This is a genomic window from Methanomethylovorans sp., assembly GCF_041305605.1.
GTDB lineage: Archaea > Halobacteriota > Methanosarcinia > Methanosarcinales > Methanosarcinaceae > Methanomethylovorans.
The window spans coordinates 19,331-34,045 of record NZ_JBFYLB010000171.1 but is presented as its reverse complement, the minus strand read 5'-3'; the positions used below and the strand labels follow the sequence as shown (position 1 = coordinate 34,045).

At 44.3% G+C, this 14,715-nt stretch carries 20 protein-coding genes; 4 read left to right on the top strand and 16 right to left on the bottom strand.

The features are described 5' to 3' along the window. The 4 genes from ACCM36_RS11035 to ACCM36_RS11020 all read left to right on the top strand — a co-directional run. Nucleotides 1–293: nucleoside recognition domain-containing protein (locus ACCM36_RS11035; RefSeq protein ID WP_370573815.1), on the top strand; the 293-nt coding region annotated here is incomplete at its 5' end. Nucleotides 294–312: 19 nt separating this feature from the next. Continuing rightward, nucleotides 313–759 (top strand): hypothetical protein, encoded by a 447-nt coding sequence (locus tag ACCM36_RS11030; RefSeq protein WP_370573814.1) that lies wholly within the window; start codon nucleotides 313–315, stop codon nucleotides 757–759. 29 nt (nucleotides 760–788) lie between these two features. Next, nucleotides 789–1,133, top strand: a complete 345-nt coding sequence (locus ACCM36_RS11025; RefSeq protein ID WP_370573813.1) for a hypothetical protein — start codon at nucleotides 789–791, stop codon at nucleotides 1,131–1,133. A 200-nt stretch (nucleotides 1,134–1,333) separates the two neighbouring features. Beyond that, complete coding sequence (locus ACCM36_RS11020; protein WP_370573812.1) at nucleotides 1,334–2,599, top strand: GntP family permease; 1,266 nt, start codon at nucleotides 1,334–1,336, stop codon at nucleotides 2,597–2,599. A gap of 59 nt (nucleotides 2,600–2,658) precedes the next feature. Here the strand turns inward: ACCM36_RS11020 and fpoO are convergent, their stop codons facing one another. From fpoO to ACCM36_RS10940, 16 genes are all read right to left on the bottom strand, one after another. Next, entirely contained in the window at nucleotides 2,659–3,021 is a 363-nt protein-coding gene (gene fpoO, locus ACCM36_RS11015; protein WP_370573811.1) for a F420H2 dehydrogenase subunit FpoO, read from the bottom strand. A gap of 13 nt (nucleotides 3,022–3,034) precedes the next feature. After that, a complete protein-coding gene (fpoN, locus tag ACCM36_RS11010) occupies nucleotides 3,035–4,477 on the bottom strand; it encodes a F(420)H(2) dehydrogenase subunit N (protein ID WP_370573810.1) in 1,443 nt (480 codons plus the stop codon). 3 nt (nucleotides 4,478–4,480) lie between these two features. Continuing rightward, entirely contained in the window at nucleotides 4,481–5,971 is a 1,491-nt protein-coding gene (gene fpoM / locus ACCM36_RS11005; RefSeq protein WP_370573809.1) for a F(420)H(2) dehydrogenase subunit M, read from the bottom strand. Next, nucleotides 5,972–7,987, bottom strand: coding sequence for a F420H2 dehydrogenase subunit FpoL (gene fpoL / locus ACCM36_RS11000; protein ID WP_370573808.1), 2,016 nt, complete (start codon nucleotides 7,985–7,987; stop codon nucleotides 5,972–5,974). It abuts the gene before it with no gap. Between the two features lie 2 nt (nucleotides 7,988–7,989). After that, complete coding sequence (gene fpoK, locus ACCM36_RS10995) at nucleotides 7,990–8,292, bottom strand: F420H2 dehydrogenase subunit FpoK (protein ID WP_370573807.1); 303 nt, start codon at nucleotides 8,290–8,292, stop codon at nucleotides 7,990–7,992. Then, nucleotides 8,289–8,591 (bottom strand): F420H2 dehydrogenase subunit FpoJ, encoded by a 303-nt coding sequence (fpoJ, locus tag ACCM36_RS10990; protein ID WP_370573817.1) that lies wholly within the window; start codon nucleotides 8,589–8,591, stop codon nucleotides 8,289–8,291. The genes fpoK and fpoJ overlap by 4 nt, the downstream gene beginning before the upstream one ends. Further along, entirely contained in the window at nucleotides 8,581–8,868 is a 288-nt protein-coding gene (locus ACCM36_RS10985; RefSeq protein WP_370573806.1) for an NADH-quinone oxidoreductase subunit J, read from the bottom strand. The genes fpoJ and ACCM36_RS10985 overlap by 11 nt, the downstream gene beginning before the upstream one ends. Further along, nucleotides 8,853–9,296 (bottom strand): F420H2 dehydrogenase subunit FpoI, encoded by a 444-nt coding sequence (gene fpoI / locus ACCM36_RS10980; protein ID WP_370573805.1) that lies wholly within the window; start codon nucleotides 9,294–9,296, stop codon nucleotides 8,853–8,855. Before fpoI ends, ACCM36_RS10985 begins: the two co-directional genes overlap by 16 nt. Before the next feature lie 4 nt (nucleotides 9,297–9,300). Continuing rightward, a complete protein-coding gene (fpoH, locus tag ACCM36_RS10975; RefSeq protein ID WP_370573804.1) occupies nucleotides 9,301–10,326 on the bottom strand; it encodes a F420H2 dehydrogenase subunit FpoH in 1,026 nt (341 codons plus the stop codon). Nucleotides 10,327–10,331: 5 nt separating this feature from the next. Next, complete coding sequence (gene fpoD / locus ACCM36_RS10970) at nucleotides 10,332–11,456, bottom strand: F420H2 dehydrogenase subunit FpoD (protein WP_370573803.1); 1,125 nt, start codon at nucleotides 11,454–11,456, stop codon at nucleotides 10,332–10,334. 9 nt (nucleotides 11,457–11,465) lie between these two features. After that, a complete protein-coding gene (fpoC, locus tag ACCM36_RS10965; RefSeq protein ID WP_370573802.1) occupies nucleotides 11,466–11,942 on the bottom strand; it encodes a F420H2 dehydrogenase subunit FpoC in 477 nt (158 codons plus the stop codon). A gap of 9 nt (nucleotides 11,943–11,951) precedes the next feature. Beyond that, nucleotides 11,952–12,503 carry a F(420)H(2) dehydrogenase subunit B gene (fpoB, locus tag ACCM36_RS10960; protein ID WP_370573801.1) on the bottom strand — a complete coding sequence of 184 codons (552 nt, stop codon included), beginning with the start codon at nucleotides 12,501–12,503 and terminating at the stop codon, nucleotides 11,952–11,954. Next, on the bottom strand, nucleotides 12,491–12,883 hold the full coding sequence (gene fpoA / locus ACCM36_RS10955) for a F420H2 dehydrogenase subunit FpoA (protein WP_370573800.1): 393 nt from the start codon (nucleotides 12,881–12,883) through the stop codon (nucleotides 12,491–12,493). Before fpoA ends, fpoB begins: the two co-directional genes overlap by 13 nt. 257 nt (nucleotides 12,884–13,140) lie before the next feature. After that, a complete protein-coding gene (locus tag ACCM36_RS10950) occupies nucleotides 13,141–13,653 on the bottom strand; it encodes a hypothetical protein (RefSeq protein WP_370573799.1) in 513 nt (170 codons plus the stop codon). 26 nt (nucleotides 13,654–13,679) lie between these two features. After that, nucleotides 13,680–14,099: a DUF22 domain-containing protein gene (locus tag ACCM36_RS10945; protein ID WP_370573798.1), complete on the bottom strand. Its 420-nt coding sequence runs from the start codon at nucleotides 14,097–14,099 to the stop codon at nucleotides 13,680–13,682. Nucleotides 14,100–14,201: 102 nt separating this feature from the next. After that, nucleotides 14,202–14,651, bottom strand: coding sequence for an Lrp/AsnC family transcriptional regulator (locus ACCM36_RS10940; RefSeq protein WP_370573797.1), 450 nt, complete (start codon nucleotides 14,649–14,651; stop codon nucleotides 14,202–14,204). Nucleotides 14,652–14,715 lie beyond the last annotated feature (64 nt).

Here is a 14,715-nt window from a genome sequence, read left to right as displayed (position 1 = left end):
TTGGATTTGTAGCTAAGGAAATCGTTGTTGGGTCTATGGGCACTCTTTATGGAGCAGGCGAGGATGAAGACAGGCTTTCTGAGATCCTTACAGCCGGTGCAATGAGTCCTCTTGCAGCCCTTGGACTTATGGTGTTCACTTTGCTGTATGTCCCGTGCATTGCATGTATAGGTGTAATAAAACGGGAGACTGGCTCCTGGAAATGGACTGCTTTTCAGGCAGTATATGGAACCGGGATCGCGTGGCTGTTTGCCTTTATTATATTCCAGGTAGGCAGCAGGATGGGTTTTTAACATAAGGAGGAAATTCTATATGAATAGTGACAAAATGAAAAATAATACTATCAAGATCTTCACTTTGCTGGTGAGCTTACTGTATATGGTGTTTGGAGCAATACACATTGCTGAAGGCCTTGGTATAGATACTGGGCTTAGAGCAGCTCTCTTTGTTTCTGCAGACATATTAGGGGGCTTTAGTCTTCTTGTTATAGGAACTGTATTTTTCTATGGTTTCAGGGAGCTTAATTCAGGCTTGAATGAAGGGATATCATTTGTGTATGTAGGTATGATAATATCCCTGGTCTTCATGCTGGTTTATATACTTGTGGGAGCCGGTACCCTGCTGGATTCGTTCCTGCTTCCGGAAGATTATGTGGAGTGGCATATAGTTGATCAATTGAGACCAGGGATATACCTGGGTATACCTGTTCTTGCAGCTTTTTTAACCTGGAGGAACAGGTTTACAGCCATCAAACTGTAAAGGGACTGAGAATAAAAAGGGGAATGAATATGGTAATCGGCTACAAGTATTTTTTGAGGAGAGTTGCCGGATTGTTAGAATCCGGCGATAACTTCACCGTCGGTGCAGCGTCCAGATATCTCAACATGAAACCTGAGGAGTTCAAACAGTTGCTTTCACTAATGGAGAACAATGGGGACATTGAGATACGTCAGGAGAATATTGTCAGATGTAGCACCGGTCCTTCCTGTTGTAAAGGATGTGGTGCATGTCTAAATAGCAAAAGTAAGATATTGACAGGAATGTCATATCGTATAACAGAGAGTGGGAAAAGAAAACTGATGGTTTTTGAAAAGTCAGGTAATGTCCATAAAATGGAAATTCTTAATCTATAGATAACTTTTGACTCTTCTGACATTTGATCCTTTTTTGCTCCAAAATACAATGATCCTATCCTAAAATAGTATAATGAAATGTTTGGAGTTGCACTGCACACTGAGAACTGGCTATTATTGAAAATAAAATCGTTCTTTAAGTGCAACCGCCATCATCTGTATGTTAAGGTTTAATAGCGATAGAACAAATATTATCCCCTATGGGACCTTTGCTGATATTTTTACTTGCGCTGGTAATCGTACTCATACTGACAACTTATGTAAGGCTTCACCCTTTTCTTAGTCTTGTATTAACCTCTTTGTGCATAGGAATAATGGCTGGCAGACCTGAAGAAGCACTGAGTACCATATCCTCGGGGATGGGAAAAGTATTCGCTCAATTTGCTATAATAATCACAGCTGGCAGTATCCTAGGTCTGGTACTGGAGAAAACAGGGGGTATGGAGATTATTGCCAGTGACCTGATAAAAGTATCTAAAAGACCACTGCTGACCCTTAACATACTGGGATTCCTGTTTGCTGTACCTTTTATGTGCTCCATCCTTGCCTATGTGGTATTTTCTCCTCTGGCCAGGGATATGAGCCGTCGATTAAATATCCCGGCCGGAATAGCTGCAACTTCACTTGTACTTGGTACACTGGCATCCTTCAATCTGGTATACCCTTCACCTGTTATAATCAGTGCTGCCAGTGAAATGAATGTGGATGTTGCTAAAGTTTTCTTCATGGGGCTTATGATAGCCCTACCGATGACACTTGTAGGATATAGATATGCATCAGGATCATTAAAAATCAGAACAGACGTTGACATCATTAAAACAAGCTCCTTTCGGGAAAGATCCACAAGCAGGGCCTCAGCATACGTTCCCATATGTCTTCCTATTCTGCTGATACTTGCAGGTACCTTCTCATCTGACCCAATGATAGGGTTCATAGGAGAACCTGATATAGCTTTATTAATTGGTGTGCTTCTTTGTTTGGTGTGGTCACGATCTTATGGAAAAGAGTTGCATGAATGGATCGAAAAAGCTATCAGACGCAGTGGGATCGTGTTACTGGACCTCTGTGGAGGAGGGGCGCTCGGAGCCACATTTACAATGACAGGAGCAGGGGAAGCTTTAGGTAAACTGTTTATGGATATCGACCTTCCCTCTCTGTTGATACCTTTCCTGGTGGCTGTGGCTGTGCAGACGGTCCAAGGTTCCCGCGTGGTCACAATGCTGGTAGTACCTTCCCTGATAATACCCGTCCTTCCCCAGCTTGGACTTCCACCGGAGATCAGTCTGTTGTCTATGGCATGTGGCACTTTTCTGTTCTCGCACGTAAACGACCCATTCTTCTGGATCTTCAGAGATCTGGCAGAACTTGAAACCGGCGAAGCACTCAGATACTACACTCTCGGAGGTATCCTTATGGGAGTGACAGGCTTGCTGCTCCTTGGATTTGGCTATTTGATAGCTTTTTGAAAAATAACGAACACAATGGGATAAATAAAAAGAGATAAGACCAGAATCATTATCTGGTCTTAGTGGTGGTCATGATGCTCGTGTGCCTTTTGCTTTTGCCAGTTCTTGTCGGCTTCCTGAACAGAAGCAAGGCATTTCTTGCAGAGCATGACAGTATCCTCTTCCTCTCCTTTTGAGAAAGAAGGCCTGGATATTTGTACAGGCTGCAGTTGGGCAATAGCTCCACACAGATCACACTTACCAGCAGTACCGCATGAGCTGGATGTTGCCAGTTTGTCAGCGGTCTCTTTTGCCGCCTTAAGACATGGTTCACACAGCCCTTTCCAGATACCTTCGGGGTATGAGTGCTCAAACCGGGGCACAAAAACCCTTACAGGGACAACAGTGGGTATTGAAACACCACATAGATCGCAATCTGCCATATTCTTTACCTCCTTAGATCAACACCTTCGCGGCTTCCATTGCCCAATAGATGAACGGTTCTGACCAGAAACCAATTACCAGTACAAATATGACTGCAATGAGCATTGCAAATGTGTAAGGCATGGGTTCTGCGATCTTTGCCCCATCAGAAGGCAGGAAATACATGTATTTCACGACCCTGGCATAATAGAACAGTGAGATCGCACTGTTGAGGATCGCGATCACTGCCAGCCACACAAATCCTGCCTCTATGGTGGAGGCAAAGAGAACGAACTTGCTCATGTATCCTGCTGTAAGAGGTATACCGGCAAGGGCAAAGAGGAAGATGGTCATGCAGAGGGCAGTTACCGGCATACGTCTGCCAAGGCCCCGGAAGTTATCAATGTGGTCAGGAGTTTCTGCATCCTTTTTCTCGGAAAGGACCATGTATATGACCGCTGCAGTGGCGATGAATGCACCTGCTTTCATGAAACCGTGAGACAGAGCATACAATATTGCACCTGCCAGAGCTGTCTTACTCATAACCACAAAGGCCATGGTGATATAACCTGCCTGGGCGACGGAAGAATATGCAAGCATCCTCTTGACACTGGTCTGTGAAAGTGCCACAACATTACCCAAGGTCATGGTTATCACTGCAAGCACTGCAAATGCTGTAGTCCACTCAGCCTGCAAGGCGATCAGAGCGATCATGAATACCTTGAAAGCTGCCACGAAACCCATTTTCTTGGAACCTGCTGCAAGCAGAGAGGATACGACTGAAGGAGAACCCTGGTAAGTATCCGGTGCCCACATGTGGAATGGAACCAGCGCGATCTTAAAACCAAGACCGGCTATCATCAGGACCACAGACAATAGACCCATTGGACTTCCGAGCAGTACATTGATGTTCGCTGCCACACCAGGAATGCTGGTGGTGCCTGTAGCACCATATATGAAAGAGATGCCAAAGAGCATCAAGGCCGCAGACAGTGATCCGATCATAAAGTACTTCATGGAAGCTTCGAGAGATATGGGATTCTTCTTCTCGAAACCGGCCAGAGCATATGTAGCAAGACTTGCCAGTTCAAAGGCAACAAACAATACCATGAGATCATTGGCCGATGCTACGAACATCATACCTGCCGTTGCAAAGATCATCAGGGAATAGAACTCCTCTGTGTGAGCATTGCCTTCAGTATACTTAATGGATGCTATTGATACCAGCAGAGCAACTGAAAGGAACACTATCTTAAAGAACTGAGATAATGCATCGAATGAAAGGGTTGCATTGAACAGCAAGCCTTCACTTCCGAGGCTCATCACAACTAACACAAGGGATGCAAGTATTCCCAGAGATGCAAGGAACCCCAGCATTTTCTTTGTGTTCGCATTAAGGAATAGTCCTATGAGAAGGACTGCAAGACCTGTTCCCACCAATGTGAGTTCAGGTGTGAGTAGGGTAAGGCCCGCCATCTCTCACACCCCCGCAACAGCCATGAGGCTGACCAGTTTTTCGGAGTTAGTTATCATCATATCCAGCACCGGACCGGGATTCAGTCCAAAGTAAAGTATCAGTATTGCTAAGACAGCCATTGAGAATGTCTGTGATGCCGAAATATCTTTCAAAGCCCCTAACTTCTCATTGTATACACCGAACATAGCCCTCTGCATTGCCCACAGGTGATATGCTGCTGTGATGATTATCGCCAGTATAGCTATAACCACATAAGTGGGCTGGTTGATGTAGGTGAATGTCAGCACCAAGAACTCGGCAATGAATCCTGTAAGTCCCGGAAGTCCCAGTGAGGCCATGAAAGCCAGCATCATGATAACAGCAAGTTTTGGCATCTTCCTGGCAAGTCCTCCAAGCTCATTGATAATCCTGGTACCTGTGGCATTGTTGATAACTCCGCATGCCATGAACATAATGCTCATGATAAGTCCATGTGAGAATTGCTGGAACATAGCTCCGGACACGGATAGAGAGACAACACCTGCAGCTCCCAGTGTCACATAACCCATATGGCTTACGCTTGAATATGCTACCATGCGTTTGAGATCTTTCTGGGCCAGTGCAAGGAAGGCACCGTAAAGGACACTCACTGAACCAAGTACTGCCATGATAGTTATCATAAGATCCATGGATGGTGTGAAAGGCAGTATGGGCAGCATGACCCTGAACAGTCCATAGCCACCGATCTTAAGCAGGACGAAAAGCACACTGCCTGCAGTTGGTGCCTCAACGTACGCATCCGGCAGCCAGGAGTGGAATGGGAATGCAGGGATCTTCACCAGGAATCCGAACAGCAGTGCCAGGAATATGAGGTCACGGGAGAAACCGTCGCCTATGAACTGGAACTGTGAAAGCAGGTGTTCGATGCCCATGTTGGGAGTTCCCGTCTGCTTCCATGCTGCGAAGTAGAGAGCAAAAATACCCAGCAGCATTACAAGTGAACCGACGTGTGTGTAAATGAAGAACTTGATGGCCGCCTTATGTTTAGCAGGCCCTCCCCAAATGCTCACCATAAAGAAGAGCGGTACGAGGGTCAGTTCCCAGAACACGTAGAACAGGAAGAAATCAAGCGCCACAAACACACCTATAACAGCTCCCTGAGTTGCAAGGATCAGTGCATAGAACTTGTTAGGCTGCTTCTTATCATCGTTCCATGAGAAGAGTATGAGGAGAGGGATGACTATGGCATTCAGCAGGACAAGTGGCATGGATATGCCGTCTATACCCAGCTGATAATTGATCCCCAGGCTTGGAACCCATTGAGCAAGCTCCTGGAACTGCATCTGAGATGTCGTACTGTCGAAAGTAAAGTACATGAACAGGGTCAGTGCCAGTACCAACACGGAAGAGAACATGGCAGATGCCCGTGCTTGTTCTTTATTCTTTGTGAAGATTGTAAGTACTGCAAATAAAAGCGGAATCAGTACTATTAAAGATAGAATTGGTATTGCCATTTAGAATACCTCCAAGATCAGCTTGACAAGAATTATGAGCAAACTGACACCAGTCACAACTGCTGTGGCATAGTTCTGTACCACACCGGTCTGAAGTTGTCTCAGGCCGTCTGAGGCTTCAGTGAATATATGACCCATCAGATTGATCAGCCAGTCAAAACCTCTGTCAACTGCTCTTCCGGCAAGTGCAAGACCTTCATATATGACCTTTACTGCAATGAATTGTGTAAAGATAGCATTCTGATAGTACCTGTTGTAGAGCAATTTGTAGACGGGATTCTTCCTGGAAACAATGCTTGACATATCAATGATGCGCATTCCATAGATTAAATATGATATCAACAAACCCGCAACAGCTACGATAACAGGCATCCACAGGATCAACAATGGCTCACCTTCGCCACCGTGCGAAACCAAGTGATATTTACCAATTTCGGCAAGAGCATGGATATCAATATTAACGAAACTGTTGCTGAACGTTTCTTCCAGGAACTTTCCGAAACTTGTCCTTGTGATCGCACCGAATATAAGTGCCAGAACACCCAGGATCATAAGGGGTATGGTCATCACAGATGGAGATTCGTGCCCTCCATAGTTGGTCCTTGGCTTACCGATGAAGGTCATGAAGATCAATCTAAATATGTAGATAGATGTGAGTAGGGCAGCCACTATTGAGAATAGATATGGCAACCAGTTTTGTGTGGATTCACCGAAAAGATATGCTGCTTCGATGATAGGATCCTTACTGAAGAAACCGCTGACACCTATGGAAGTTCCGGGGATACCGAAACCTGCCAAAGCAAGAGATGCGATGAGCATTGTTGCGAAGGTGATAGGCATGACCTTCCTCACACCACCCATCTGTCTGATATCCTGAGTTCCGACTGCATGGATCACACTTCCGGCACACAGGAAGAGAAGGGCCTTAAAGAAAGCATGGTTGATGAGATGGAACAATGAATCTCCAACTGCTGTTACTCCGATGACTGCACCCATTCCAAGTCCGAGCATCATGTATCCAAGCTGACTGATAGTGGAAAATGCCAGAACACGTTTAATGTCGTTCATAACAAGTCCCATAGTCGCAGCGAAGAGTGCTGTGAATGCTCCAAGATATGCAACTACGATCAAAGACTGAGGAGCTGCGATGAACATGGGGAATGTCCTTGCAACCAGGTATACACCGGCTGTAACCATCGTTGCTGCATGAATAAGTGCAGAAACGGTAGTTGGACCTTCCATTGCATCCGGCAGCCACACATGCAGAGGGAACTGGCCTGATTTACCTACGGCACCTCCGAAGAAGAGTAGCGTGATAAGAGTAAGATGGCTTACCTCAAATCCGAATATCTGTGCATTGAAGGCAGCTATTTCAGGTATGTGGCTGAAGATCTCATCGAACCTGAGAACATATACACCTTCGGGGATGGAGCCATTGAATATTCTGAAGATGTCAGCGAAAAGCAGGATGATACCTGCAAGGAACATCACGTCACCAACCCTTGTGGTGAGGAACGCCTTCTTGGCTGCGGAAGCTGCAGAGGGTTTCTCGAACCAGAATCCTATGAGCAGATAAGAACACAGTCCAACAAGTTCCCAGCAAATGAAGAACTGAAGAATGTTATCAGAGAGGACTACACCAAGCATTGCTGCTGTGAAGAGAGCTGTCTCTGCAAAATACCTGGGCTGAGCTTTGTCATGGGACATATAGCCAACAGCATATATGTGGATGAGCAAGCTGACAAACGTCACCATTGACAACATAACCGCAGCCAGGGGGTCAATGAGAATGCCCACATTGAGTATTGCAAACCAGTTGTAAGACTGAGAAACAACTTCCTCCGGGTTCTGAAGCAGGTTTAGTGTGATCATCAATGAGATAACGAAAGAGGTAAAGATAGCAATTATGGGGATAATGGCTCCGCCATTTGGCAGCTTCTTACCAAGGAAGAACGTCAGCACGAAAGCAAGTGCTGGCAATACAGGGATTAAAAATGCCATTTCTTCGATCGCCATTTTTACCACCTCAATACATTGAGCTTGTCAAGGTCGATCATGTCCCTTAACCTGTAGATGGACATCAGGATAGCAAAACCAATGGCTGCCTCAGCTGCTGCCAGAGCAATAGAATACAAAGCAAATACTTGCCCTGTAAGGTCTCCGTTATAGCTTGAGAAAGCTACAAGGTTGATATTGGCGGAGTTGAGCATAAGTTCCACACACATAAGCATCCTGATACCGCTTTTCTGGGTCATGAATCCAAAAAGACCTATAGAGAATATGATTGCGGAGAGTGCAAGATAATAGAACAATGGTATCATTCTGTACCATCTCCTTTTGCCATGTAGATAGCTCCCATAAGAGAAGCCAGTAATACGATAGAAAGTATTTCGAACGGTACCACAAGATCGGTAAATATCAACCTACCTATTCCCTGAATATTACTCTGGTCCATCAAATTCTGCGGGATCTGATCCACAGTATTCCACTCGGTAAAACCTATGGATATAACCACTATTGCAAGGAAAAGGAAAGCAATTATCATACCGGCTATACGCGGTCTGAAGAAGTTATACACTGAAGTCAAGATCTGCATAATGGTAAAATGTTTATTCAGCATCCTTATCACTTCCAAACTCCTTCTTTGTGAGCATTACCGCGAACAGTATCAGTACACCAATAGCTCCAACGTACACCAGTATCTGAATGACACCGAGGAACTGGGCATTTAACATTATATACATACCTGCTACAACGAACATTACTACTATTAGTGCCAATGCAGATCTGACTATATCTTTCGCTGTAACTACAAACACGGCGAAAGATATGGAAAGTAGAGCCATTACAGCAAAGACCAGTATTTCCAGAACATCTGCTATTATTGAGGTGTCCATCTGCTTACCTCCTTACCTGCTTCTTTTTCAGCGTTTATGTCAACCTCTCTTGCCAGCATGTCCGGCGTGAAGAGAAGATCTTTGTGCTCCCATCTTATGATACCTGTAGTGTATACTTTAGTGTTTGAGAGCGCCCCCTTAGGACACTGGTCTATGCATAGTCCACAGAACAGACAATGCCCCACATCTATGGAAGGGAACCATCTTTTCTTGTCGCTTTTTGGACCTATCCTAGCCTTCACTATCTTGATAGCGTTGTTAGGACAAGTGTTCGCACATATCCCACAGCCTATACACTTGCTTTTATCCAGCTTTTGAAGTCCCCTGAATCTATCAGAAAGCCTGGTAGGTTCTTCAGGGCACATTCTGGTTACCGGAGGTGCAAAATAGATACTTTTTAAAGCTTTCTTAATATTCTTTATAACCATATTATCACATCCCCAGCAGTACCAGTGCTATGACCCATCCCAGATTCAGCAATGATAGCGGCAAAAGCCTTTTCCAGCTCAGGTCTACTACCTGATCGATCCTGAACCTTGGAACAGCCCATCTGATCATTATTATAGCTAACATGACCAGCGCCACCTTACCAAGGAAGAATGCAGTCGGAAGGATTATTCCAAGCAACATGTTGGAAGTCAGTATTGCAGGCAGGTTCCATCCACCGAGGAACAGAAGTACCACGAGCATGGACCCAAGTATCAGGTGAATATATTCTGCAAAGAAACCAAGACCGAACCTCATGCCAGTGTACTCTGTGATCCAACCTGCAATGAGTTCTTCTTCAGATTCGTTCTGGTCAAAGGGCAAACGTCCCATATCCGCCATAAGAGCAATAAAGAACACCGCAAATCCGATCGGCTGTTTTATTATGAACCACAACGGACTCTGGGCCTGTGCAATTTCAACAATGTTCAAAGAACCTGCCATTATTGCCACGCTTACAACACAGATCCCGAGAGGAACTTCATAACCGATCATACGTGCAAAGTTCCTGAATGCACCGAGCAGGGAGTATTTGTTATTGGAACTGTAAGCTATCATGAAAATACCGATGACCGATACAGCGGATACAGCTTCAATGTACAGGACACTGATATCCATATCCGTAGCAGCTATTGGATAGGTATCGCCATTTATTATCACAGCACCAAAAGGAATTGCAACAAGCATCAGGAAAACAGATCCCATCAGGACGATAGGCGCAAAGACAAAAAGTAATTTGTCAGCATTGGCAGGTATGATGTCTTCCTTTGTGAACAACTTTATTGCATCTGCTACCAGCTGGAATATTCCATGAGGACCTACTCTGCTTGGACCATGACGCTGTTGAATGTCAGCGGATAGTTTACGTTCGAACCAAACAGCTATCATTGCACCCATGAATATAGCACCCATAAGGCAAAGTCCCAGAATACCACGTATCCAGGGATTGAAAAGAATTTCTGGTATTTCCATCATGATCACCTGTCAACCTCACTTGTACATGTGTCCATGCTTCCGGCAATTGCCACAATGTCGGCAACATTGACCCCTTTAAGAAGTGGAGGTAATGTCTGTAATGTGGGATATACCGGTCCTCTGATCTTTACACGGTAGGGTTTATCGGAACCATCGGAAACCATGTAGAATCCCATTTCACCTCTAGGGTCCTCCACACGGTGGAACACTTCTCCGGCTGGTACTCTCATAACAGGTGACCTGCGACCATATACACTGCCCTCCTGGAAAAGAGGACCTGTGGGTATCTGGTCAAGGCATTGTTCGATTATGTACATGCTTTCGCGCATCTCATCAAGGCGCACCTGCACTCTTGAAAACACGTCGCCTGCAGTCTGAGTACATACTTTGAAATCCAGGTCCTTATAGACGAGGTAAGGCTCTGCCTTGCGTATATCAAAAGCAACTCCTGTTGCCCGAAGCGGTGGGCCGGATACTCCGATATCCTTTGCAACTTCCGCCGTAAGAACACCAATGCCCACAGTTCTTGCCTTGTATATGGTATCGGTCCTGTACATCTCTTCGTAGGAGTCAATGGCTTTCCTCAGATTCGCAAAAACCCGCTGTACATCTTCCTTGAACCCTTCTGGAAGATCGTCCTTTACACCTCCAAAACGCAGGAAAGAGTGTGTGACACGTGCCCCGGTAACGGAATCCATAAGGGTCATCACATCTTCTCTTTCCTTGATAGTGTACATGAACATGCTTACAAAACCAACGAAAGAAGCATATTCTCCCATACCTAGAAGATGACTTTGTATCCTGGAAAGCTCTTCCATGATAACACGAATGTATTGTGCTCTCTCTGGCACTTCTATGCCTGCAAGTTTTTCAACACAGCCAACATATGCTTCTTCGTTGGTCAGCGCTGCAAGGTAGCATATCCTGTCTACAATGGTTATGCCCTGCAGGTATGTTTTGTTTTCAAGTATTTTCTCGATCCCTTTGTGGATATATCCCATCTCTACCTCGGAATCCACAACAGTCTCACCCTTCAACTTTGCATTGAGCCTGAAGGGCCCCGGCATCATCGGGTGTTGTGGTCCAAGATGAACTATCATTTCAGAAGGTCCAACTGTATTATCCATTGTAAAACCTCATACCAGATTTTTGGCTGTTTTGTTGGGGAAACCTTTGTAATCTTTCCTGAGCGGCCATTCGCCAAGCATTTCCTGAGGAAGCACAAGAGGCCGCAGGTCCGGATGATTAAGGTATTTAACGCCGAACAGTTCGTACGTCTCTCTCTCATACCAGTTTGCATTCCAATACACAGAAACAACGGATTCGATATCCGGATCGTCCCTTGGCAATATGGCCTTTAATGTCAGCACGACAGGATGTTCGTAAGAACCTATCACATATACCACTTCGATCTCATTCCTGCCAGGGTAGTCAACACCGAATTCACAACAGAGGTGCCCAAAAGACAGTTTTTCCTTGAGATACCGGCATATGTCCTTTATGTTTTCAGGCTTCACTTTTGCAATGATCCTGATATCAGATTCAACACTTGCATCGTAGATGGCACCCGTGAACTGAGTGGAAAGCGAATCAATCATAACGTTAGCATCCATTAGGTCACCTCAATATTCAGTACCTTTGTCCTTCTTAGCGACGATCTTCTGCTGCAGTTCATAAAACGCCTGGATAAGGGCCTCACATCTTGGAGGACAGCCCGGGACATAAATATCTACAGGAAATACCTCATCCACGTTCTGGTGAGTGCTGTATGACTCATAGAATGGACCGCCACTTATAGCACAATCTCCAAAAGCTATAACCCATTTTGGTGCTGGCATCTGATCCCATATCCTCTTAAGTGCAGGGAGATATTTTTTTGTCACGTATCCACTGATTATCAGTACATCTGCATGCCTTGGAGAGTTCCTTGGGATGATACCAAAACGATCAGTGTCATAGTGTGCCATACCAGTGGAAAGCAATTCCACACCACAGCATCCCATGGCATTTACCGTGAACCAGAGAGAGTTCTTCCGTCCCCAGTTAATGATATCCTGAGCTTTCGTTTTCTTTAAGAAGTCACTGATAGCACTAGTGCTTGTTGTCATGACACCTGGGATCTCTTCGGGCATGTCCTCTTTGTTATTAGTGGCAATTGCCTCTACTTCTGCCATTTAAGCGCCTCCTTCTTGACGAGGTATAAGTATCCGAACAGTACAACAAAAATAAAGATCAACATTTCAATGGTTGCTATAGTTGTTATGCCGGGTTCTCTGAAAATAGTAGCCCATGGGTATAAGAAAAGAACCTCGATATCGAACAAAACAAATGCAATGGCGTACAAATAATACTCAACATTGAATTGGATCCTTGCATTTCCTATCGGAACAGAACCCGCCTCGTATGTCTCATATTTTGCAGGCGATTTACTCCTTGGACTTAACTGCTTTACAAGAAGCATAGTCATTGGGGGCATCAAAAGCGCCACTACAAGAATTATCGCAACCGGAATGTAACTGTAGATTATATTGCTAGCATCGATTATTCCTGACATAGTGATTCACCTGAAGATTATAAACGTAGACAGGTTACTTGTATAAATCTCCTTTTATGAAAAAGAGTATACTGTAACCTAATTTTCAAGAATGTAGGTTCAGAATACGTTAATGGTTATTAAATTTTCTGTTACAGGGAATCTAAAATAGTCTTGATGGCTTTGTATTTGAGAACACAGAGGGCATTCAGGGGTTCTAAAATGAGATATTGTGTCTATTAGCATCAGGAATTGCAACTGAGCAACAGAAAAGTAGATCAGCTCCTCACTGGGAGCTGAGGGGAATAGTATTTCTTGATCACAGTTTCGCATTCTGAACAGGAGACTATCATCCAGTCCCCCAGATCCGTACGTACATATTTTTCGAATATGGACGAGCCGCAATTAGGACATACATAAAAATCCTTGAAATAATAATGGTAGAAATAGGGTGTCCCTTCAAGCCATTTAAGCACCATCTGCATATGCTCAAAATATTTTTGCTTAAGAGGAGCCGAATTGCTGTCAAGGGCATCCTGCACACGACTGGTTACCTGCTTTATATGGCTTTCAGATTTATCTGTGAGTTTTTTGTAGTCAGAGATGTATTTTATCGTGTGATCAATATATTGCAGATAAGCTTTATGCGCCTTGGGTTCCTTTTTCCATATGGTACGAATGAAGTATTCACTCATCACATCTTCCATAATATCTGCACAGGTAGTACAGATATTATATTCCTTAAAATAACGGAAATCCTGTTCACCACCACATATAGCACATGTCTCCACTATCTCACCCCATTGATACTGATTGATCAAGTGATCGATACAGGCTTCATGGCTTCCCGGGTGAACATTATGGGGAATATGTTCAGCACTGCGATCAGATCTCCACTGTGTACTGTTCCGGATTCCTGCCCCAGCACATAAGCATAGGTGATCATACGTTCATTGTCTACAGGTTTGGCACCGCCATCTGTTCCCACTTTTATTAGGGAGACTACTGCATGGTGCGTGAATGTGCAAGGCATAGCGATCATGTCTGGTTCGATCCTAATCTCCCTCACACTCAACTTTTTGAACTCACCTGCCCGCATTTCCACATCCTCGGCGGCTATCACCATTTCCCACTTTGCCCGTGTGGCGATGGTAAATTCGTATGTTGCAGCGTTTATTGTCTTACATTTAAGGTCACCGTTTTCTCGGCAAACGACCTGAACTATTTCCTGCTTCATTTCATCACCACAGATAGTTGGTCAATCCTGGTACATATAGGTTTCGAGAAAATATCACGAATAATCATTACATTGCTTATGAAGAAACTCGACCACGATCTGTTATTTTCTTAACAGGACACAAGTCTTCTCTTTATGGCATTTAGTAGTGAGCAGGCTGTTCGATTCAAGCACACCATCTATATTGTTGAGCACATGAATTACATTTTCTTTCAATGAGTGTATATCACAGGTCCTAACCTTTAATAGAAGATCATAAGGTTCCAAAAGTTCGTAGATCTCGAGTACATCATTGACATTCTTCAGTTTATTGATCACACTGATCCTTTTACTCTGCTCTATCCTAAGACCTATATAGGTCGTTACATTCAACCCGACACTAACGGGATCGACTAAAATAGTGAATTGTTTGACGATCCCACTGCTCTGTAGTTTTTCTATCCTCTTGTGAACAGTAGATGTAGCAAGTCCAAGAATGCTGGCTATCTCAGTGCTGTGGATCCTGGAATTCTGCGTAAGATGTTCCAATATAGCAAAGTCTAGATCATCCATATTATTATATTTATAATCTCATAGTATATGATATTTTTCTTCCAGCTCGTCAGAAAGAATCATT

Coding starts and splice junctions, on each gene's coding strand:
- fpoH (WP_370573804.1), bottom strand. CDS start 10,326: ATGGAAATACCAGAAATTCTTTTCAATCCCTGGATACGTGGTATTCTG.
- fpoN (WP_370573810.1), bottom strand. CDS start 4,477: ATGGCGGGCCTTACCCTACTCACACCTGAACTCACATTGGTGGGAACA.
- fpoJ (WP_370573817.1), bottom strand. CDS start 8,591: ATGCTGAATAAACATTTTACCATTATGCAGATCTTGACTTCAGTGTAT.
- ACCM36_RS10985 (WP_370573806.1), bottom strand. CDS start 8,868: ATGGACACCTCAATAATAGCAGATGTTCTGGAAATACTGGTCTTTGCT.
- ACCM36_RS11020 (WP_370573812.1), top strand. CDS start 1,334: ATGGGACCTTTGCTGATATTTTTACTTGCGCTGGTAATCGTACTCATA.
- fpoC (WP_370573802.1), bottom strand. CDS start 11,942: ATGGATGCTAACGTTATGATTGATTCGCTTTCCACTCAGTTCACGGGT.
- fpoK (WP_370573807.1), bottom strand. CDS start 8,292: ATGATACCATTGTTCTATTATCTTGCACTCTCCGCAATCATATTCTCT.
- fpoL (WP_370573808.1), bottom strand. CDS start 7,987: ATGGCGATCGAAGAAATGGCATTTTTAATCCCTGTATTGCCAGCACTT.
- ACCM36_RS10940 (WP_370573797.1), bottom strand. CDS start 14,651: ATGGATGATCTAGACTTTGCTATATTGGAACATCTTACGCAGAATTCC.
- ACCM36_RS10945 (WP_370573798.1), bottom strand. CDS start 14,099: ATGAAGCAGGAAATAGTTCAGGTCGTTTGCCGAGAAAACGGTGACCTT.
- ACCM36_RS11030 (WP_370573814.1), top strand. CDS start 313: ATGAATAGTGACAAAATGAAAAATAATACTATCAAGATCTTCACTTTG.
- fpoA (WP_370573800.1), bottom strand. CDS start 12,883: ATGTCAGGAATAATCGATGCTAGCAATATAATCTACAGTTACATTCCG.
- fpoO (WP_370573811.1), bottom strand. CDS start 3,021: ATGGCAGATTGCGATCTATGTGGTGTTTCAATACCCACTGTTGTCCCT.
- fpoD (WP_370573803.1), bottom strand. CDS start 11,456: ATGGATAATACAGTTGGACCTTCTGAAATGATAGTTCATCTTGGACCA.
- fpoM (WP_370573809.1), bottom strand. CDS start 5,971: ATGGCAATACCAATTCTATCTTTAATAGTACTGATTCCGCTTTTATTT.
- ACCM36_RS11025 (WP_370573813.1), top strand. CDS start 789: ATGGTAATCGGCTACAAGTATTTTTTGAGGAGAGTTGCCGGATTGTTA.
- fpoB (WP_370573801.1), bottom strand. CDS start 12,503: ATGGCAGAAGTAGAGGCAATTGCCACTAATAACAAAGAGGACATGCCC.
- fpoI (WP_370573805.1), bottom strand. CDS start 9,296: ATGGTTATAAAGAATATTAAGAAAGCTTTAAAAAGTATCTATTTTGCA.